Genomic DNA, 19,398 nt, shown 5'->3' with positions numbered 1-19,398 from the left:
CGATCTCGTTTGATGTGACAATCCGTCCGCTGATAGTCAGAAGATGTTTTCGACCGCCTGACCCTTCTGCGGGACGCCGATCGTCAGACCGCCATCGACGACGATTTCGGAGCCGGTAAGATAAGAGGACTCGTCGCTAAGCAGGAACAAGACTGCCTGTGACACTTCCTGCGGCTCGGCTGGCCGCGCGAGCGGAATTGGAAAACTGGAAAGATCGATGTTCTCTGTCATCCGAGTGTTGATGAAGCCCGGATGGATAGAGTTTATGCGAACGCCGGACGCGGCGGCCTCCAAGGCAGCGGACTTCGTTATGCCCCGCACGCCGAACTTGGAAGCAACATAGGCGTGAAGCCCAGGACTACCCCTCATCCCCTCGACCGACGAGATGTTGACGATCGAGCCTCCGCCCGCGCGGCGCATCGCAGGTAGGGCAGTCTGCATTCCCAAGAATACACCGGTGAGATTGACAGCCAGGGTCTTCTCCCACTGCTCGAGCGGGAACCGCTCGATGGGAGCCATACTCGCTATGCCTGCATTGTTGACGAGGCCGTGCACCGCGCCGAACTTGCCCTCCGCAGCCGCAATCGCCTGGCACCATTCCCCTGGCTGAGCGACGTCTTGACGCACATAGATCGCGGATGGGCCAAGTTCGGCCGCGAAAGTCGCTCCTTCATTGTCAAGAATATCGGTGATCACGACTTTCGCGCCCTCGGCTACCAGCAGGCGCGCATGAGCGGCCCCCATCCCTTGAGCCCCGCCGGTTACCAAAATGACTTTTTCGCTCACACGTCCCATAACTCTTGGTTCCCTCGATCAGTGGCGGTGCAGGGGTTTTCAGCATCAAAAAGGATGACGGGCGTGTTGATCAAAATGGTTGAGAACGAGCATTGAAAGTCGGGCAAGCCAAGAGTTGCGGTCTGCACCACGCCCCGGACTCTTGGCGATCTGCCCTCTGCTACGTATCATCTTTGATTCCCAAAGCCTGTGCGCAGTACCCGTGTAAATTGGCGCTAAAGCACTTCGATAACGATTTCACGTCGCGAACATGCTTCCGCCGCTCAGGCGTTAGCCATCCTTTGGATTATTGCATTGGCTTTGCCGAACTACCCCGCCTTCTAGACGCCGACAATTTGCGACCGAATTTCCTCCGGTTTCGGAGATAGGATCGGTACCCGCGAGCGGAGCGATACCGGTGCCGAACGGTGCTGAGCTCCTTGTGGATCGAAAAGTGGGGCGCAGAACGCATGAGGTTCTCCTTAGTCTTGCGAATTGGAGTATCCATTCCGTGCAATCGGCGCGCCGAGACTCTGATGGGAAGTCAGCCTCACGTGACTCTTGCACAGGCGCCGGAGGTCTTCCGACTCTCCACCGAGACGGCGATGTCAGGGCCTGCGTTTTCGACCATGCGCAGCGACAATGTTACGCTGATCTGGTTTAATCGAGGCTGTTGCGAAAACTCGTGAGAGAGCCTCATCGACTTTCTGTCCGGATACTTGATCATGTCGGGCTTTCGACATCGCGTCGTCAATCGGACAAGCGAGGAAGGCAACAGAACAAGGGTCGAAAGTTGTCGGGTCACTCGTACCCAATTTGACGTCAGCCAGTGAGCCGTATAAACCGCACGAGGTGCCTGGCATCGACGTTGCATAACGACTGATAGACAAATAGGAATCACCCACTCGCCTTGACGTCATCATCGGTGAGCAGGCTCCGCCGGAATGGATGCACAATCAGGCGCATCCGGCAGCACAGGACAGCTGCCGGCTTCTAGAATGGAAAAGGTCAAGCGTGTCGGATGTTTTCGGATCGTTTAATCCGGCGGATTGAGGTGCAAGGCGCAGAAACGGCACTGCGGCCTCGCGTAGCGAAGATCGCTATCACCGGATCGATGTGCCGCACGGACTACCGAACCCACATCGCTGCCAGCGCAGTACAGTCGCTTCAGGGGCGCTTCAACAACCGGAGAGGCGCGGTGAGATGAATAGCTCAATCTCCAACCGCGCGAATTGTTCTGAGATCAAGGAGGATGCGATGCCCGACGTCAAAGGCATTCCGCTTGATGCGCCTCTTTACCATGGGGGCAAAAATCGTGGCGGTGCGTTTCTCGGCTGCCAAGCCATAAACCTTATGTTCAGCGTGGGGCACGAGGCGAATTGTTTATTGCCGAAGGAACTAGCACCTGCAGCAAACCCTGCAATCGCCATTGTGGGGGTCGCGAGCTATCGCTCAAGCACTGTCGGGCCATACTTGGAGTGCTATTCAGGAATTCAAGTTCGTGATCCCGACGGCGAGACTGGCTACTACATCCCTTACATTTACGTGACGGTAAATGATGCAGCTCTCGCCTCGGGACGAGAGGTTCTTGGTGCTCCAAAAAAGCTGGCGCACATTAGACTGATCAGAGAAGGCGGTCTAATTCAGGGTACGCTCGAGCGTCCGAAAGGCAAGCGCCTGCTGACCCTTACCGCTCAACCAGACGAGCGCATGAGCTCGGATTCGCGGCAGATGTATTCTGCGCGGACGAATTTCTACTCGGTTCGGCAGCTGCCGCCCATCATTGAGTCCGGGAAGGGAGAGGTCACGCAACTCGTCAAATGGTGTACGGACCGAACGTTGCGACGCGACGAGCGTGGCGAAGAAGTTCTATTTACTGGACCAACCTCCCTAACTTACGACTCCCCCTCGATTATCGATCCCGTGCACAACTTGACAGTTGGCCAAGCCCTGCTCGGCACATACGAGGAGTATGACGCAAGGCTCGAGGCCATTGATATCCTTTCGGAGGAATCAAACCCGGTAAACGATGATCGACGAGCTTGAAGAATTCATCCAATCCTAAATTGCTGCCAGCGCTGTCGGTTTGCCAGCTGACGGGCGGTATGTGGGGTTCACCTCCCCGGCGACTCATTCTGGAAGATGGTCGACAAGGCCGGCTTCAAGACCCACGTCTACAACAAGAATAGCGGCAATAAGGAGAAGAAGGCCGACGTGGCGATCGCCACAGCCATGATGGATGGGCGTTCAACATCATCGACAAGGACAACGACGATATCCTGCTGGTTGCCTCGTCAGAAGCAGACGAAAGAGCTGCGCCGGACATGTCGGCTACGGGCCCAAAAGCGCAAACCCGCATTTCTCTGCAGCTCGCTTCGCCCGCCGCAACGTGCTTTCAAGAAAAACGACATAGCAGTTGACTCTTTCTGAATACACTTTCCGATGGCGCGGACTTGATGATGCGCCTAAATGGTTTGCGATGCGCAATACAGCGCGGCGCGATATAGCCGCGGGGAGGCAACATGGGGAACACCCTTGTTGTACACGCGAAACGTCTGCCTCAGTCGCAGAAAGCGCGACGGGCGGCGCAGTATGTCCGCATGTCGACGGATTACCAGCAATACTCGATTGAGAATCAGGCAGTGGTCATCGCGACCTACGCCGAACTTCACAAGCTAACCATCGTCCACACCTATCGTGACGAGGGAGAAAGCGGCCTCAGAATCGAAAACCGGGGGGGCCTTACCGAACTGGTTGAAGACGTGCAATCGGGACGCGCTGACTTCGCTCATCTGCTTGTCTTCGACGTGAGCCGATGGGGACGCTTTCAGGACGTTGACGAGAGCGCGCACTACGAGTTCATCTGCCGCAGGGCGGGCGTCGAGGTTGCTTATTGCGCGGAGCAATTCGACAATGACGGAAGCCTTCTCGCCAGCATCATGAAGAATATTAAGAGAGTGATGGCGGCTGAGTTCAGTCGGGAACTCTCCGCCAAAGTTTTCGCAGGGTCAGTCCGGCTGACGCATCGCGGCTTCAAAATGGGCGGCCCTACGGCTTACGCGTTCCAACGACGTCTCGTCGACGATCAATGCAGACCGAAGGGCATTTTAACGATCGGCCAGCGCAAATCTTTGCTTACCGACCATGTCAAGCTCATCCCCGGTGCGCCCGATCAAGTCGAGATCGTGAATTGGATTCTCCACGAATATCTCCGTCACAAATCGCAGGCCACCATTGCCCGAGAGCTCAACCAGCGAGGGATCTTGAATAGCCAGGGAAGACCGTGGCTTGGAAAGGCTGTCGGTGACCTCCTCCGGAACGAAGCTTATATCGGCGTTCTGACCTACAATCGCAAAAGCAGAAAACTTGGCGCCAAGGTGACGCGCAACCCAAGGGAGCTCTGGATCAGAAAAGAGAATGCCATCGAACCTATCGTCCATCGCGACGCATTCCGGCGCGCGCAAAAGATTATGGGTGAGGGGCGCGTCAGCATTCCCGAAGAGGAAATGTTGCTTCGGCTCCGTAAGGTCCTGATGAAGAAAGGCAAGCTTAGTAAGACGATTATCAATTCAAGTCCGGGACTGCCGTCCATGTCATCGTATGTTTTGCACTTCGGCGCGCTGCGGAACATCTACCGTCTTATTGGGTACAACGGCAATCAAGAATGGTTTGACAAATACGCGTCGCACCAACGGTGGGCCGCCCTTCAGCTTAGCAATGCTGCTCGCCTTCGAGACGCCTTCGAGAGACTTGGTCGCAGTGCCACCCTCAATGCTTCGACTGAATGTCTTCGAATCGACAATGTCGTGAATGTCGTCTTTCGGGTCGCGAGATGCCGCAACTATGAAAACCGGCCCTTGCGCTGGACGCTGCAATACCGCGTGAGGTGGCCGAAGGGATGGGTTGTCGCGGTTCGGCTGGACGAGAAGAACGAAGCGATCTTCGACTATGTCTTGATGCCCTCGGCGTGGCTCACCTTCAGTCGTCGCATGTTCTGGTTCTCAAAGGAAGTCTATAAGGGCCGCACCATAAACCGATTTGACACGTTCGAAGCGCTGTCACGCTTCCTCATCGAATGCGTCGGCAAGGAAAAGCCTTCGTGAGTCTAACACCGCAGATGAAGAAGCCGTTGAAGGCGGCAACTCGCCACGCGACATCGCAACTGCCTTGAACAAGAAAGGCGTACCCGGGCCACGTGGCGGCGCCTGGAACGCCTCGACCATTGACGGTAGCCGCAAGCGCTTGAACGGCATCCTTCAGTACGCCGGGCGGATCATCTGGAACCGCCAAAGGTTCATAAAGGTCCCGGAGACCGGCAAGCGCATCAGCCGCGAAAACCCGCGCGAGCAGTGGATGACTGCTGAGGCAAACGATCTGCACGCGCATGAAGGAAACTGGTTTCTGTGATAACCGGCGCACGGTGCCGCTCGAAGCGATTGAAGCCACGGTTCTAGAGGGGCATCGAGCAGATACTCGCGGTCTGCTGAGATCATGCGTCGGTTTCTTCCAGCTCGGCGATACGCTTGCGCAGCGCGGCGACTTGGCGGCCCAGCTTCCATATCTCGTCGCCGGCCCAGTAGGCGCCGCGCTGGGCGATTTCCTTGCGAACGTCGTCTGCTTCCGCGATCTCGCAGCGGATGACGCTGTCAAAGGCTTCGATGATCAGGTCTCGCACGGGTTATTACCACCTTTTCGGAGCGTGCCGGGGCCATCAGATGCCGGCTTTTGCCGGCCGCGTTGCTCAAATACGTAGAGCGCTCCCTACGGAGCGCTCTACGATCGTCAGTTACGCCTTCGGCAAACTGCCGGCGCGCAAGATGGCTTACGCCTGCCGTACGAGGTTTTCTGGATGCGACGATAGGAAATACCATTCGGCCATGTCAACGTTTAAGTTGTATTCTTTTGTATAACACGTATTGAGTCATTAATTATATCGACACACAAAGGTGCACCGTGTTTGAATCGCGCGATGAAGCGTAGAATCAAACCGAACTCGCAGATGGCGGACTATGAAGTCGTCCTCACCTTCGATGACGGACCGCGGCCGCCGAACACGGATAAGGTGTTGGCTGCGCTCGCACAGGAATGCGCGCGAGCCACGTTCTTTCTGGTGGGCCGATCCTCGGCGGAATTTCCCGAGCTCGTGCGGCGTATGGCCGCCCAGGGCCACACCGTAGCGCACCACAGCTGCCGATCGACGTGATAAGCAGATTGCCCATCCCGGGCCACGAAAACACCGTCTCAACAAGGATTGAGCCCGTGACCACTCCCCCAACAAGCAACCCGAGCACCGTCAATATGGCACGGCCGCGTTCGGCAACGCATGATGGATCAAGATACGCCAGACCGGGATGTCGCGTAGCGGACCGAGTTTGAGCTTCGTCATGGCGTTCCTCCCTTGCCGTAGGGTGCCAATACCAAATCGCGGGTAACGATGACCCGCACGGGGAAACCTGGCCGGATGGTCAGCGTCGGCTGGATGTTGAGCTGGCGCTGCAGATCTGCTGGCCAGTCTGGCTGATGCTGCTAGGTCGTCCAGCGACTCGGCATAGACGACGTATCGCTCCGGGGAGGACCGCCTTGTGCGGTTTGATGGAGGATGAAGACATAGGCGTATGACTGACCATATGCCTATGCCGAAGGTTTCCCGACTTGAAGTCGTCTCGACAGGCGCTCGACGTCGTTGGACATTGGAAGAAAAGCAGCGAATCGTCACCGAGAGCTATGGCGGGCCACGTCTGGTGTCGGTCACGGCACGACGTAACGGGCTGTCGACAAGCCAATTGTTCACGTGGCGCCGGTTGGCGCGGGAAGGCAAGTTGAGCGGGGATGCCGCGCCGGTGCTTGTTCCGGTTGAGATGACGCCTGCGGCGGCTCCGATCTCGAGTGGCGCGCCACAACCGGTGTCTTCACCGCCTGCGCAACGTGCACGGGCCGGCATTATCGAGATCGAGCTTGGGGGCGGCTGTCGCGTGCGCGTTGACCGGGACGTGGACGCGGAGGCGCTGCAGCGGGTTCTTGAGCTTCTGAGACGGCGATGATCCCGATCCCGAGCGGCGTCAGGGTCTGGATCGCCACCGGCCACACCGACATGCGCCGCGGGATGCAAAGCCTGGCGCTTGCGGTCCAGGAGAGCCTGAAGCGCGATCCTCATGCTGGCGATCTCTACATCTTCCGGGGTCGCCGCGGCGATCTGGTCAAGATCCTCTGGCATGACGGGCTGGGCATGTCGCTCTACGCCAAGCGCCTGGATCGCGGCAAGTTCATATGGCCTTCGGCGTCGGACGGCGCAGTATCGATCTCGGCGGCGCAGATGGGTCCAGAAACTAAAGGTCCCAAACGTGAAAATCCTAAACATCTCGAATTTTTCAGAAGGACTCTTGGCTGTCGATAGCGATCGCGCCGACGCGTTTTGTTCGGACGACGCGATCCTCTACACTTTGCGACAAAAGCCGGCTCGCGACCGTCTGGAGGTCGTCGGCCGCCCGCTCTCCTTCGAGCCGTACGGGTTAATGATGCGCCGTGACGACTCTGCGTTTCGCTTGGCTGTCAACAAGACGCTGGCCGAGCTCTTTCGCTCGGGAGAGATAACATCTCTCTACCACAAGTGGTTTGACCAATTTGGAATTCCACTGAGCGAGAAGCTCGAGACCGTTTTGCAAGCGCAAGCAGTCCCTCAATAGCGGCTGGGTCGAATGCTCTCCTACAATTGGAACTGGAGTATTCTCTTCCAGCAGCCGCAGCTTGGATGGCTGCTGGAAGGTCTGCGTCTCACAATAGTCATGGCGGTGGTGAGCTTCCTCCTAGCGCTTGCGATCGGAACCTTAGTCGGTACAGCCCGCACTGCTCGATCGAGAGCGGTGCGTGGAATAGGCTTCGTCTACACAGCTCTCTTTCGGAACGTGCCATTGCTGATCCAGATGTTCCTGTGGTTCTACGTCTTTCCGGAGCTCCTGCCCTCAAATCTTGGACGCTGGGTGAAGCGGGATTGGGCGTGCTTGTCGTCCCTTATGGCGATCGATACGTACGGTTGGTCATCTACGCTGGAATAGGACGGGATCAGATCGATGCGGTCTTGAGCGCTTTTTCGGAGATAGGCCAAAGCTTAGAGGCGAAATACCCCGATACACTGTCGACATCCTAAGCCGCGGGCATCGTGCGAAGCGCGTGGGACGCCGACTGCCCACGTGCATCGATCACGGTCCCGGCCGCGTTTGAGGCTAGATCACGTCGAGGAACACCGACCAAGAAATAATAGCGGGATTATAGCCAGTGTTTTGAGGCCTAGCACCATGGCATGAGTTGACGTATGAAAACTCGTGCGATTGTAGCCTGGAATGTGCGTCGGATTCGCGTGAATCGGGGTATCTCGCAGGAGCAATTGGCTTGGAAGGCCGGGATCGACCGCTCCTACATGAGTAGTCTTGAGCGGCAATCGAAGAACCCGACGATTGATCTTCTCGACCGCATCGCCGAAACGCTGGACGTGCAGTTGTCCGAGTTCTTTGTTCTGCCGCCCAAAGGTGCTAGGTCTCCGAAGACCTTGCCTAAAAGCCGCAAGCCAGCGGGTCCACGTCGCAAGAAAAAATAGCGAATTTCAACGGCTTCTACGTAGCCAATTGAGGGACTTAGAACACCAATTTCGCCCGACAAGCCTTCTTTGCCGGCCGAACAGGGCTGTGATTAAATTGGAGTGCGTTTCACAGCACGGGAGTGAGTGACGACTGGTTGCCGGATGCAGGTTCGCGAAATGCATTGGCGGGCGCGGTCGCATCGGAAGAGGAGACTTCGATAATCGCAATTGCCTCGACTTTTTCAACCATTTGTACGCAGCCGATTGACCACGGCAACCGGGTTCATCCCCACTGGGGCGATCTTTCGTAGTCCACGTGTGATGTGTCCGGAGGCGCAAAGGCGCGGAGATTACGCCTCATCAGGCAAGTCTATTGGAGCGCCAATTGAGCTTGAAGAATATCTGATCGATTCGCCGTGATCTCGGGATGCCCCGGCTGTGGGAAGTCCACGCTGCTGACCGAACTCGGCCGACGCGGCTACGCGACGATAGATGAGCCTGGACGCCCGGTCGTAAGGAAGGAATTGGAGTCGGGCGTTCCCGCGTTGCCCGGGACAGGTATTGAAGCGCGCCTGCACAGTGCGTTTGATCTTTCCCTTGAAAACCTGACGCGAGCGAGTGCGTTCGACGGCTGGGTTTATTCGATCGCGGCCTGATCGACGCCGCAGCGGGTCTCGAACGCGTGACAGGCGAGCCGGCGACAAGGAACTCGGACAGGCACGCCACTATCATCGACGCGTGTTCATCGCTTCCGCCTTGGCCGGCCATCCACGCGACCGATCAAGAGACGCGTCATGATTTCGAGGATGCCTGTCGAAAACGAGCATCTTCTGAAGGTTTTCCCGATGCTCGGCTATGAAGTGGCACTACTCCCAAACTCAGCGTGGTGGAAAGGGCCGATTTCGTTCTTTGAGTGCCGACGTCCAACGAACATCACCAATTATAAACACGTGCAGTCGAACGGAAAGTCCATGGCAAGGGCCGCTATGGCGAATCAATTGTCAGCCTGCTGCCGTGAATCTGCCGAACGGGCACTGAAAACGGATCGAAGTCCTTCAGGCAACGCACGTTCACTGCCCATCCGTCGAACGGCCGAATGCCGGCTTCGCGTTCTGCTGCGGTGGGCTGGCTTGGTTTGCGGAACGGCAAAATACCGCAAACCGGGCAAAAATAGTCAGCCGCAGTGAATAAACCCCAGCGATAGACCGACAACTCCTGGAGGGGCGTCAGGAGCCGGAAGTCGCCCTCGGCGACGCGATAAATCAGCGCGCCACGCTTCGAGCAGATAGAGCAGTCGCAAACCCGCACATGGTCGATATCGGCGTCGATCTCGAAACGGACGGTGCCGCAGTGACACGAGCCGGTGTACGTCTTCATCATCGGCGGTTTGTCTCTAGAAGCCCGACCGAAGATAGATCAACGGATGGGGCCTGACAAAATCTCGTTGATCCTGTTCGCAAACACATAATAGCCGCAACTCCGCCAGCAAGTCACGGGCGCGGCGCGCTGATTGGCTCCTGGCTTACTCGCTCGATTGGAGTCGAGAAGAACTCGGGTGGAAGAAATGCCAGTCGTCGCCTTGAGACACACACCGTCTAAAGATACGCCCGCTTCAATGGCGAGGTCATTGGTTAACCAGTCTGGGAAATCGAGCGTGAATGTGCGAACACTATCCGTGTCTTCGACTGAGGCAATCTTGGCAACGCTTGTACAATTGTCGCAAACACAGGATCCCCCCTCATCCCGTTGACATCACTCGCTAGGTCGCAGTCGATCCTGGCAGGCCGTCGAGGGATATAGCTCGCATCAGACGGTCGCATACGGGGCCAGGGGGTCGCCTCTGATCGAGTTGATCCAGGGGAGGGCATGCATTTCGCAGTTGAGCACGCGGGTCGCCTAACACTTTTTGGATGGTCCACGATCCGCTCGCCGTCGGCGGCGGACATCGTTCGTCCGCTATCCTCCAACCCGCCAGACAGCCAATCGATCCAGAGCCGACCGTCGGGGTTGAGCATCACTCGCCTGGGGACGAGTCAGTCTGCTGGGCATCCTCCGGGATTTCTTGCCGCAGTTTCGGCCCTTGATTGAGCCGGCGGCCCAATGCGGCAAGGAAATTATCATAACGCGCTCCGGCCTGTGCTCTCGCGGCCTTGGCGGCGGGTTCGGGGAGTGATGGTGTTGTCGTGAGCCAGAAGCGGATGAAGAGAGCGATAGTCTCGACCGAAATCCCGACATCCCGCTCAAGGCGCGCGATCCGGCGGTCGATCTGGTCAAGACGCTTGGCAGTAGCAGCCTCTCGCCGTTCATCGGCGTCCGGCGACAGAAAGGAAGCGATCGCGGCTTCCGCGATAAGCGACAGCGACTGCTCGCGCCGGGCGGCGTAGGCCGATAGCGCCTTCATGACATCAGGATCGAGATAGACCGACAGCTGAGCCTTCTTTTTTGTCCCGATCATGGCTACCTCACAATCCGAGATCGTCGCCGGGATCGAGGGAGGCTTGGCGCGCCACGCCCTGCATCATGTCGTTCATGCGCCTGATCCGCGGGACATCTTCATCGAGCTCATCCACGAGGTCCGAAGCGAACTCGTTCTCGAGTGGTTCCTTATTCTCCACCGTGTCTCGATCGAGTTCCGGCTGCTGCCTGCGGTCGGCGGCCTTTGGATCTTCGTCATCCGTCTGGTCGTCGTTCAACGTCTCCAATGCCCTTGGGCGCGGCGGCAATGGCCTTGAGCTCCAATCGTCCAACCGGCCGCCATTGGATTTCGTCAGCATCGGCGGCGCCATGATGCGCTCCTGGAAACGTCTATCTTCGTAATAGCGCGCCTTCTTCGCCCGAATCGGATGGAGGCCCGACATCATGACGATCTCGTCGGAGGGCGGGAGCTGCATCATCTCGCCGGGCGTGAGCAGCGGGCGGGCGGTCTCGGACCGCGACACCATGAGGTGGCCCAGCCAAGGCGCCAGCCGGCTGCCGGCATAGTTCTTCATCGCCTTCATCTCGGTCGCCGTGCCGAGCGCGTCGCTCACGCGCTTTGCGGTGCGCTCGTCGTTGGTCGCAAAGCTGACCCGGACGTGGCAGTTGTCAAGGATCGAGTTGTTGGGCCCGTAGGCCTTCTCGATCTGGTTCAGCGACTGAGCAATCAGGAAACTCTTGATGCCGTATCCGGCCATGAAGGCCAGCGCAGACTCGAAGAAGTCGAGCCGGCCGAGCGCCGGGAATTCGTCGAGCATCAGGAGGAGCCGGCGCCGGCCGGCCTTGGCTTGCAGATCCTCGGTCAAGCGGCGGCCTATCTGGTTGAGGATCAGACGGATCAGCGGCTTGGTGCGATTGATGTCGGAGGGCGGCACGACAAGGTACAGCGTGGTCGCTCGCTCTCCGCCAACGATATCGGTAATCCGCCAGTCGCAGCACCGCGTCACCTCCGCCACCACGGGATCTCGGTAAAGGCCCAGGAACGACATGGCGGTGCTCAAGACACCGGAGCGTTCGTTGCCGGACTTGTTCAGCAACTCGCGGGCAGCGGACGCGACGACGGGATGAACACCGGCCTCGCCGAGATGCGCGGTTCGCATCATTGCGGCAAGCGTCGTCTCAATGGGCCGCTTGGGATCGGACAAGAAGGCTGCGACACCGGCGAGCGTCTTGTCTTCCTCGGCATAGAGGACGTGGAGGATCGCGCCGACCAGCAGGGCGTGACTGGTTTTCTCCCAATGGTTCCGCTTCTCGAGGCTGCCCTCCGGGTCGACCAGAATGTCGGCAATGTTCTGGACGTCGCGCACCTCCCACTCGCCGCGGCGCACCTCGAGCAACGGGTTATAGGCCGACGACTTCGCGTTGGTCGGATCGAACAGAAGGACACGGCCGTGTCGGGCGCGAAAGCCGGCAGTGAGCTGCCAGTTCTCCCCCTTGAGGTCGTGGACGATAGCCGAGCCCGGCCACGTCAAGAGCGAAGGGATGACGAGGCCGACGCCCTTGCCCGATCGCGTGGGTGCGAAGCACAGGACATGCTCCGGTCCATCATGGCGAAGATAGGTGCGCTCGAACCGGCCGAGCACCACGCCGTCGGGTCCAAGCAATCCAGCCTGCTCGATCTCCTTTGCCTTCGCCCACCGCGCGGACCCATAAGTCTCGGCATTCTTCGCTTCGCGGGCGCGCCAGACCGACATACCGATCGCGACCGCCGCAGCGATGATGCCGCCGGATGCCGCGATGAAGGCGCCCTCGGTGAAGATTGAGGGCGCGTAAGCATCGTAGGCATACCACCACCAGAAGAAGGCAGGCGGAAGGTAGAACGGAAAATGGAGCAGCTCGAACCAGGGCTGCCCGAGCTGCGGCTGAAAGCCGAGGCGCCAAGCCGTCCATTCCGTCGCGGCCCAGATCGTGAGCAGGACGATGCCGAAGACCATGATGACCTGCCCCCAAAGAATCTTGGTCGCCGACATGGCGGCCGCCCTCTCCTGACGTCGGTGATTGGAAGGATCACTCACAAGCCGAGCCCCCGGTTGCGCCCAAAACCCCAATCGATGCCGCCATCCGCGCGCGCGACGCCAGAGACATGCCGGCCGAGCTGTTTATCGAGTGAGGGCGTCCAAGGCACGAGCTGGAAGCCGAGACCGTCGTCGATCATGGCGAAGCGGCCGGAGGCGAGCGCGAAGCGCTGCCGATAGGTGCCTGCCACATACTCGCCGCTAGCCGACGGGTTGAACGGCTGACCGGTCTCGGCGGCGAGCTGCTTGCCGAGATCCTCTAACTCCCGACGGCGCAGCGTGCCGATAAGGTTTTTCGCGAACACCAGTCCACGCGCCTGGCGTTCGGCGAGCCCCTGCCCGATGAGCTGCTCGGGCCGCCGTTCCATAGCGTCGCGGACCTCGGCGCCGAAGCCGCCCTGGCCAAGCGCCACAGGGTCGCGCGCGACGGCCTGCCGATCGAGCCATGTCGCGCCGCTCGCGGTCACCTGCGCTTCGATCGAGAGATCGGAGCGGACGGCAAGCGCCACGCGACGCTGCCCTCTTGCGTCATCGAATTTGCGAAGCTCGACGATTGAGCCTGGCGCGCTGTCGCCGGCAGCGTCGAGGTCGGGCAGCCGGATGTGGTGGGTGCGGCCGTCGACCCCGTCGACCACGGCATAGGCGGTCGCCTTGAGCTCGTCGTCGAGACCGCGATCAACGAGACGCCCGATGACGGGGACGTCAAGATTTTCGCCTGATAACACGTAACTCGCGCTCCCGCGCTCGATGCCGCGTTCGGTCAAGCTGCGGTGGATACGCTTGATGATGTCGCCGCGTTCGCCGAGCTCGCGCAAGGTCGTTTCGGCGGCCTCGTCCATGGACCATTGGCCGGGCCCGAGTTGATGAGCGAGGCCAAGACTTTCCAAGTGTCGCAGCCGGCCAACCTTCAACGCATGGAATTGATCGGGCTGCTGCTCGGGACGCGGCGCAAGGTCGATAACACCGTGCTGGTTTGCATCGCGAACAAGCTGGCGATCGAGCTGCGTCCAGCGCTCGGCTCCGATCTGGCTCTCGAGCGAGCGACGAATGTCGAGATCGGAGCGCAGTCCAAGTTCCTGGGTGACCAGGTCCTGGGCGCGGGCGCGCATCCCTTCCTTGATGTAGTCGCGGGAGATGACGAGGTCTTGGCCGTCCTCTGCGACGCCGCGCACGATGATGTGGACGTGGGGGTGCTGGGTGTTCCAGTGATCGACCCCCACCCAGTCGAGCTTGGTACCCAGATCCACTTCCATCTGGCCGACCAATTCGCGGGCGAAACCCTTGAGGTCGGCCATGTCAGGCGCGTCCTCGGGGGAGACGATGAAGCGGAAATGGTGGCGGTCATTCTGACAGCGCTCGGCGAAGGCCTTGGGATCGGCATCCTCGGTGCCCGGGCCGAACAGGTGGGCCTTCTCCCCGTCCCGGGTCACGCCTTCGCGCCGGAGATAGCCGAGATGCGTCGCGAGCGGCGCCGACCTCGCCCTGTGCCGGACGACCCGGGTCTTGATGGTCACCAGACGCGAGCGGCCGGTGAGCAGACGGTTTGCCCGCACGCTGGCGGCTCGGCCGCGGCCGAAGCGCGAATGACGGTGGCTGACGAGCTGGCCGGCTCGCGAAATGCCGCCGCCAGCGCGTTGAGCGGCGGCAAGCGCCTGGGCGATGAAGGGCTTGGCCCGCTGGCTCCTCGAGGAGCGGATGCGGCCGGGCCGTGGTTGAAAATCGCTGTCTTCAGCCATGGCCAGCCTCGACAATGTGCGGAATGCAGAATCCCTGCAACGGGTTGATAGTCGAGCGCACATTGCGCGCCGAAGCCGCACATTGCGGACCCGAGGAAAAATAGCAGCACAAACAACCAACCGACCGAGCCGCACATTGCGGCCTTTTATCTCGCCATCGTTCGGTCGGTACTCGCGGAAGCCCCCACTGTTTGCGAGTGTTTGCGATAGCGATCGTTACGCGAAGGGCCGAGACACCCGTAGGGTGGCTCGGTGAGGAGCGAAGCGACGAGTAGAGCGCGGGCCGAAGGCATCGCCCGTATGACTGTGTTGCAGCGTTTCGAATGCAAACCGAATGTTCGTCAAGGGGCGCCAGCGAACCTGGAAACTGACAGCTGATATCGCGAGCTGCCCGATGTGCAGCCGCCGCAACAAGGGTGCCTGCAGACGTACCGCGATCCGCGCATTGACGTTGAAGATGCCGTGCAGTCATTGCGATCGCCCCATGGCCGAGAGCGCGACGAACAGGCCCTCCGACTGCGGCGCAATCGCCGAAATATCGTGCACCGTAGTGCCGACTGAGCCGCCGTGCGCGGGTTGATCGAGCGCCGCTCGCGCGCCAGGGGACGGCCCGTCAGCGTGGTCGAAGAACAGCGGCGCCCGCGTCCAGGATGAACGAGAAGAAGCCGCGAGGAGAAGAGGTCCTGGCGCTCCCTCCGCGTCGACAAAAGGGACGATGGCCGCGACATAGGCTGTCGTCTCCGCGGGCAGTGGACGGTGTCTATCCCGAAACTCCTCGTAGCGGCCGGGACCTGCATTATAGGCCGCGAGAAAGCCCGGCGAGCCGTAACGGTCGTGCAGTTCGCGAAGAAAGGCGGCGCCGGCGAGGATGTTGTCACGGGGATCGAAGGGATCGCGCCCGAGACCATAGCGCGCGCGCATGTCCGCCCAAGTCTTGGGCATGAGTTGCATCAGGCCGAGTGCGCCTTTGGGTGAGACGGCACGCCGATCGCCATTGCTCTCGACCCGCATGACGGCTCGTATCCATGCAGCCGGAATGCCAAAGCGCTGCGCGGCCTCTGCCACATGAGATGCGTAGTGATCGCTCGCCGGTTGACTTCGTGCCGGTGCTCTCTGCCCGGACACTGCTGCCGTTGGCCCGCCAATCACCAGCAGGCCGGTAAGGAGGAGAACGGCAAGGCTCGCCCTGTCTCCGCCATCATGGCGAGGCGTCTTGCTGCCTACCGGCGGTGCGCACGGACCACCGGTTTGACCGCCGCTGTGCGTGGCGGCCGCCCGACGGTTGCGTGGACCCGAGTTATGAGAGGGCTTTTCCCCGAACAAGGGGGTGGACCGTTGATGCGCCTGGTTGGCGGCACGCGCGACAGGATCCTGCATGCAATCAGTCCCGCTCGGCGCGTTGGGGCTGACGATTCCAGTTCAGCGTCCAGGCCGCTTTGTCGTTGCCCGACTGGAAGAGATTTGCGCGGATCGGCCGCGGCAGCGCCGGGTCGTCGATGACGAGCGAAACGTAATCGCCGGCCTTCTCGCCGGTCCGCTTCCAACCTGCGCCGATCTCCGGGCCATCGGCATCGCCGAGGCGGATACGGTAGTCCGGCGCGTTCTCGGCATCCGAGGATTCGGCCGGGACGAGGGTGAGAATCCGCTCGAAGAACAGCGTTTCAACGCGACCGGTGAAGCCGGACTTATCGCGCGTGAACTGGCCGATTTGTGCCATGGGAAAGCTCCTGGGTTGCTGGGTTGGAAACGGGTCAATGAGTGGCGGCGCGCCAGACGAAACGGCCGTCGGCGGCTTCGTCCGTCCAAAGCGGGACTGCGCGCGCGACGATCGAGCTGACGGGGAGCGCGCCGAAATAGCGGCCGTCCAGGCTGTCTGGGACGGTCGGGTTCATGAGAAAGACCTCGCCCGGTTCGAGGGTATGGCAACCGCTCCAACGCGGCAGCGGACGGCCGCGATGATCGTGCTCGTGTGCGGCGCCGACATCGACAGCATCGACCGTGATGGCATCGCCCGACCGGCACACGGTTTGCCCGGGCAGCGCCATCACACGCTTCAGCAGCGGCAGACCTTTTGGAAGAAAGCCGCCATCGGCAAGGAAGCTGGCGATCGGTTCCGGCAGCCGTACCGCGACCAGTTCCAAGTCGCGCAGCTCTCCGAGCGGATGCAGCGCGTAGAGCCCTATTGGCGTGCTCGCGGTAGCGTTCCAAATCAGCCGCGGCGCAGGATGAACGAGGGCCAGGGCGCCGGCGACCAGCGCCGCAAGGTAGGTCAACATGAGATAGCCGAAGCGGGTCATGGCGTGACGCTCCGGCGCTTGAGCCAGGCGATATGCTGCTCGCGCGTGTAGGCGCGCGGCACATGGTCGGCGGCGAGACGGTTGTGGAGATGCCGCCAGTATTCGGGTGCGGCGTCAGCCGGATCGATGGAGAGCGCCTCGATGGCGTCGATGGCCTGCAACACGCGCTCGACCTTCGGCCAGCTATCAACGCGCAGCAGGATTTCGCCACCGGGGCGGACGAAGGGCAGCGTCTGATAGCGCTGCCCGGCTTCCACGGCACGCACGATGTCCATGCGCGACACCACGGTGCCATAGTCGTTCGATGCCCAGCGGACGAAGCCGAAGATGCTGCCCGGCTCAAAGCTCGAGATGCTGCGGCGACGGTCGAGAATCTTCTCCTCCGCGCGGCGGCCGAAGCGCAGCCAGTGCTCGATCCGCTTCTCGATCCAGGTCAGCTCGACATGGGTGAGCGCGACATCCCGTCGATGCGAGGGCGGCACTGCACGCGGCGGCAAGGCTTCATTGTCGTTCATGACGGTTCTCCGGGGCGTCAGCGGGGAACTCTCGCGCCAGCAATTCGCGCAGCATGTCGGCGACGGTCACGCCGCGCTGGAACGCGGCGACCTTGATGCGGCCGCGCAGCGTGGGCGTGACGTCAATCGTCAGGCGCGCGGTGAATGCGGCAGCATCATTCACGCTGCGTGGCGGCGTATCACTGGCTTTGATCCAGCTCTCGGCATCGCCCGGACGCGAGGCGAAGCCGCGTTTGATAGAGCGGTCGCTCATGGCGCGAACCTCGCAACTTCTGCCGCGAGCGCGGCGATCTCGCGGGCGGCGGCGCTCTGCTCGACGAACTCGAAGACGAGCCGTCCGGACTGAGCGGCGTCGGCGAAGACAACGCGTTGGCCGATGGTGCTGGCGAGCACCGGCGGATCGTGGTCGGCGAGAGTTTCGGCAGTCTCGCGGGCGATGATCGTGCGCGCGCCGCAGCGGTTGAGCACAAAGCGAGCAGGAAGCTGCGGACGATAGATGCGAGCCTCTCGCAGCAGAGCGAGCATCTCGGCCGAGGCCCAGCCGTCGAATGGCGACGGCTGCACGGGGATCAACACGAGATCCGCCGCCAGCAGCGCCGAACGCATCAGTCCCGCGACGCGCGGCGGTCCGTCAATGACGACATGATCGGCGGTGCGTGCGATTTCCGGCGCCTCGCGGTGGAGCGTATCGCGCGCGAGGCCAACGACGCCGAATAGCCGTGCGACATTCTCCCGCGCACGCTGCTGCGACCAGTCCAATGCGGAGCCCTGGGGGTCAGCGTCGATCAGCGTCACGCGCTTTCCGCGCAGCGCCCATACGCCGGCGAGGTGCAGGGCGAGCGTGGTCTTGCCGACACCGCCTTTCTGGTTGAGCACGGCGACGATCATCGCATGCCTCCCGTCTTGCGACCTGAAAGCGGCAGAGATGGTTGGCTTGGGTGCTCGGTTGGCGGCTGAGCGCGGATGTCGGTGTTATCCGCAAGACGCGCGGCCCCACTACAACAGTTAGATTCTAAGTTAGACTCTAAGTTAGGGCAGGCGATCGTGTTTCCTGGCCAAAGCGTTAGCTGTGGTTTGCACTCCCGGAATCCCGATACCGGCACGCCCGGAGTCCCGATAGTGTGAACGCCCGAAGTCCCGAGCTGATTCACAGCGCCGTCCACAGGAGCTGTGAATGACTTCGATGGCAGGATGCGCAATAGCTCTCGGCGTTCCCTGCGTTCGATGCTCAGGCAGTAGCCTGGCAGCGGTTGACGTGCCGCGATCCGGCGGAGATCAAAGGCGAAGTCTGCAGGCTTGGCGAGGCTGCCGGATTTCTCATGGAGGTGTGCGACCTCGAACAGCCAACCTCTCGGCTGGCGGCCAGCATGCTTGCGCGCGACGCGGTAGAGCCAGCGCTCGATCCCACCAGTCAGGCTGAAATAGGCCGGATCGATCGTGAGAACGAGTGAGCGATCGATGACGCCGCGATAGAGCCAGTCGGGAAGGACGAATTCCATTCCCTGCACCCGACCGTCGCGCGTCGCGCATTCCTCCCATTCGTTGATCCATGAGAACTGGTGGCGCCGCCAATGCTCCCCCTGCCGGATGCTGGTGCGGATGACGGTCGCCTGCAGGCGGGCCAATGCCCCCTTCAAGAGCTTGTAGTCGCGGGCGCCGGTCTGCCGGCCGACTGCGGTCAGAAGCTGGTAGGGTGTGAAGCGCAGGAAGCGCGAGGTCTTCAGACCGAGGTTCTCGGCCTCGACAATCTGGCTCGCCGCCCAAATCAGCACGTCGGCATCCCAAATGGTCGCCATACCGTGCTCAGGAACTGCATAGACTTCGACACACACGTCGCCGGTCTGGTAGAGGATCGGTCTTGTTCGCTTGGCCTTGGCGAGCGAAAAGAACGGGCGCTCCATCAGGTCGCGTTGATCACGCGGGCTGGCATCACCGGTGGCGACAACGAACGGGTCGAGCTTGCTTCGCTCGCTGGGTGTGATGAGGCGACGCGACGACATGACGAGCGTTGCC

The 19,398-nt window shown here is 60.8% G+C and carries 25 protein-coding genes and 2 pseudogenes; 11 read left to right on the top strand and 16 right to left on the bottom strand.

Going from position 1 to position 19,398, the window contains the following annotated elements; translation table 11 throughout:
* Positions 1-36 precede the first annotated feature (36 nt).
* Positions 37-795 (bottom strand): glucose 1-dehydrogenase, encoded by a 759-nt coding sequence (locus AB5K84_RS04265; protein ID WP_011082858.1) that lies wholly within the window; start codon positions 793-795, stop codon positions 37-39.
* 1,182 nt (positions 796-1,977) lie between these two features.
* Here AB5K84_RS04265 and AB5K84_RS04260 point away from each other — a divergent pair.
* From AB5K84_RS04260 to AB5K84_RS04245, 4 genes are all read left to right on the top strand, one after another.
* The gene (locus tag AB5K84_RS04260; protein WP_011082860.1) at positions 1,978-2,820 is read left to right on the top strand and encodes an acetoacetate decarboxylase family protein; all 843 of its coding nucleotides are present in this window, start codon (positions 1,978-1,980) and stop codon (positions 2,818-2,820) included.
* Between the two features lie 96 nt (positions 2,821-2,916).
* Positions 2,917-3,204 (top strand): hypothetical protein, encoded by a 288-nt coding sequence (locus AB5K84_RS04255; RefSeq protein WP_011082861.1) that lies wholly within the window; start codon positions 2,917-2,919, stop codon positions 3,202-3,204.
* Between the two features lie 92 nt (positions 3,205-3,296).
* Entirely contained in the window at positions 3,297-4,877 is a 1,581-nt protein-coding gene (locus tag AB5K84_RS04250) for a recombinase family protein (protein ID WP_011082862.1), read from the top strand.
* Positions 4,878-4,941: 64 nt separating this feature from the next.
* Positions 4,942-5,181, top strand: a complete 240-nt coding sequence (locus AB5K84_RS04245) for a recombinase family protein (protein ID WP_014490262.1) — start codon at positions 4,942-4,944, stop codon at positions 5,179-5,181.
* Between the two features lie 82 nt (positions 5,182-5,263).
* On the opposite strand, the gene AB5K84_RS04240 is transcribed toward AB5K84_RS04245, so the two are convergent.
* Entirely contained in the window at positions 5,264-5,449 is a 186-nt protein-coding gene (locus tag AB5K84_RS04240; protein WP_011082864.1) for a hypothetical protein, read from the bottom strand.
* A 294-nt stretch (positions 5,450-5,743) separates the two neighbouring features.
* Between AB5K84_RS04240 and AB5K84_RS04235 the strand changes: the two genes are divergently transcribed.
* Entirely contained in the window at positions 5,744-5,977 is a 234-nt protein-coding gene (locus AB5K84_RS04235) for a polysaccharide deacetylase family protein (protein ID WP_011082865.1), read from the top strand.
* A gap of 179 nt (positions 5,978-6,156) precedes the next feature.
* Here the strand turns inward: AB5K84_RS04235 and AB5K84_RS04230 are convergent.
* Positions 6,157-6,311 (bottom strand): annotated as a pseudogene (locus tag AB5K84_RS04230) (TrbI/VirB10 family protein); the annotation flags it as partial.
* A 78-nt stretch (positions 6,312-6,389) separates the two neighbouring features.
* On the opposite strand from AB5K84_RS04230, the gene tnpA reads away from it, so the two are divergent.
* The 5 genes from tnpA (at position 6,390) to AB5K84_RS04205 (ending at position 8,365) form a co-directional block, all read left to right on the top strand.
* Positions 6,390-6,815 (top strand): IS66-like element accessory protein TnpA, encoded by a 426-nt coding sequence (tnpA, locus tag AB5K84_RS04225; protein ID WP_011082866.1) that lies wholly within the window; start codon positions 6,390-6,392, stop codon positions 6,813-6,815.
* The gene (gene tnpB / locus AB5K84_RS04220; protein WP_011082867.1) at positions 6,812-7,168 is read left to right on the top strand and encodes an IS66 family insertion sequence element accessory protein TnpB; all 357 of its coding nucleotides are present in this window, start codon (positions 6,812-6,814) and stop codon (positions 7,166-7,168) included. Before tnpA ends, tnpB begins: the two co-directional genes overlap by 4 nt.
* Complete coding sequence (locus AB5K84_RS04215; protein ID WP_014490263.1) at positions 7,155-7,457, top strand: transporter substrate-binding domain-containing protein; 303 nt, start codon at positions 7,155-7,157, stop codon at positions 7,455-7,457. The genes tnpB and AB5K84_RS04215 overlap by 14 nt, the downstream gene beginning before the upstream one ends.
* Positions 7,458-7,469: 12 nt before the next feature.
* Positions 7,470-7,826, top strand: a complete 357-nt coding sequence (locus AB5K84_RS04210) for an ABC transporter permease subunit (protein ID WP_011082869.1) — start codon at positions 7,470-7,472, stop codon at positions 7,824-7,826.
* Between the two features lie 257 nt (positions 7,827-8,083).
* Entirely contained in the window at positions 8,084-8,365 is a 282-nt protein-coding gene (locus AB5K84_RS04205; protein WP_011082870.1) for a helix-turn-helix domain-containing protein, read from the top strand.
* A gap of 109 nt (positions 8,366-8,474) precedes the next feature.
* Here AB5K84_RS04205 and AB5K84_RS04200 read toward each other — a convergent pair whose 3' ends face one another.
* Complete coding sequence (locus AB5K84_RS04200; protein ID WP_256379488.1) at positions 8,475-8,597, bottom strand: hypothetical protein; 123 nt, start codon at positions 8,595-8,597, stop codon at positions 8,475-8,477.
* A gap of 166 nt (positions 8,598-8,763) precedes the next feature.
* On the opposite strand from AB5K84_RS04200, the gene AB5K84_RS04195 reads away from it, so the two are divergent.
* Entirely contained in the window at positions 8,764-9,003 is a 240-nt protein-coding gene (locus tag AB5K84_RS04195; RefSeq protein WP_011082871.1) for an AAA family ATPase, read from the top strand.
* 328 nt (positions 9,004-9,331) lie between these two features.
* Here the strand turns inward: AB5K84_RS04195 and AB5K84_RS04190 are convergent, their stop codons facing one another.
* From AB5K84_RS04190 to AB5K84_RS04135, 12 genes and pseudogenes are all read right to left on the bottom strand, one after another.
* A complete protein-coding gene (locus AB5K84_RS04190) occupies positions 9,332-9,727 on the bottom strand; it encodes a GFA family protein (protein ID WP_014490264.1) in 396 nt (131 codons plus the stop codon).
* A 536-nt stretch (positions 9,728-10,263) separates the two neighbouring features.
* Positions 10,264-10,365: pseudogene (locus tag AB5K84_RS04185) on the bottom strand (P-type conjugative transfer ATPase TrbB); the annotation flags it as partial.
* The gene (locus AB5K84_RS04180) at positions 10,362-10,802 is read right to left on the bottom strand and encodes a ribbon-helix-helix protein, CopG family (protein WP_011082874.1); all 441 of its coding nucleotides are present in this window, start codon (positions 10,800-10,802) and stop codon (positions 10,362-10,364) included. The gene AB5K84_RS04180 and the pseudogene AB5K84_RS04185, both read right to left, overlap by 4 nt.
* Positions 10,803-10,809: 7 nt before the next feature.
* On the bottom strand, positions 10,810-12,792 hold the full coding sequence (locus AB5K84_RS04175) for a conjugal transfer protein TraG (RefSeq protein ID WP_018269525.1): 1,983 nt from the start codon (positions 12,790-12,792) through the stop codon (positions 10,810-10,812).
* A gap of 41 nt (positions 12,793-12,833) precedes the next feature.
* Positions 12,834-14,573, bottom strand: coding sequence for a relaxase/mobilization nuclease domain-containing protein (locus AB5K84_RS04170; RefSeq protein WP_018269524.1), 1,740 nt, complete (start codon positions 14,571-14,573; stop codon positions 12,834-12,836).
* A gap of 468 nt (positions 14,574-15,041) precedes the next feature.
* Entirely contained in the window at positions 15,042-15,950 is a 909-nt protein-coding gene (locus AB5K84_RS04165) for a lytic transglycosylase domain-containing protein (protein ID WP_011082877.1), read from the bottom strand.
* A 4-nt stretch (positions 15,951-15,954) separates the two neighbouring features.
* Positions 15,955-16,290 carry a DUF736 domain-containing protein gene (locus AB5K84_RS04160; RefSeq protein WP_011082878.1) on the bottom strand — a complete coding sequence of 112 codons (336 nt, stop codon included), beginning with the start codon at positions 16,288-16,290 and terminating at the stop codon, positions 15,955-15,957.
* A gap of 34 nt (positions 16,291-16,324) precedes the next feature.
* Positions 16,325-16,870, bottom strand: coding sequence for a S26 family signal peptidase (locus AB5K84_RS04155; RefSeq protein WP_011082879.1), 546 nt, complete (start codon positions 16,868-16,870; stop codon positions 16,325-16,327).
* Complete coding sequence (locus AB5K84_RS04150; protein WP_011082880.1) at positions 16,867-17,385, bottom strand: DUF2840 domain-containing protein; 519 nt, start codon at positions 17,383-17,385, stop codon at positions 16,867-16,869. Before AB5K84_RS04150 ends, AB5K84_RS04155 begins: the two co-directional genes overlap by 4 nt.
* Positions 17,372-17,638, bottom strand: a complete 267-nt coding sequence (locus AB5K84_RS04145) for a ribbon-helix-helix protein (protein ID WP_011082881.1) — start codon at positions 17,636-17,638, stop codon at positions 17,372-17,374. The genes AB5K84_RS04150 and AB5K84_RS04145 overlap by 14 nt, the downstream gene beginning before the upstream one ends.
* Positions 17,635-18,273 (bottom strand): ParA family partition ATPase, encoded by a 639-nt coding sequence (gene parA / locus AB5K84_RS04140; RefSeq protein WP_011082882.1) that lies wholly within the window; start codon positions 18,271-18,273, stop codon positions 17,635-17,637. The genes AB5K84_RS04145 and parA overlap by 4 nt, the downstream gene beginning before the upstream one ends.
* Positions 18,270-19,385, bottom strand: coding sequence for a replication initiator protein A (locus tag AB5K84_RS04135; RefSeq protein WP_014490269.1), 1,116 nt, complete (start codon positions 19,383-19,385; stop codon positions 18,270-18,272). The genes parA and AB5K84_RS04135 overlap by 4 nt, the downstream gene beginning before the upstream one ends.
* Positions 19,386-19,398 lie beyond the last annotated feature (13 nt).

The sequence above is a fragment of the Bradyrhizobium sp. 1200_D9_N1_1 genome, from assembly GCF_052075915.1.
In the GTDB taxonomy this organism is placed as follows: domain Bacteria; phylum Pseudomonadota; class Alphaproteobacteria; order Rhizobiales; family Xanthobacteraceae; genus Bradyrhizobium; species Bradyrhizobium diazoefficiens.
Note: the sequence above shows the minus strand (reverse complement) of the source record. Positions and strands in the feature narration are given on the sequence as shown.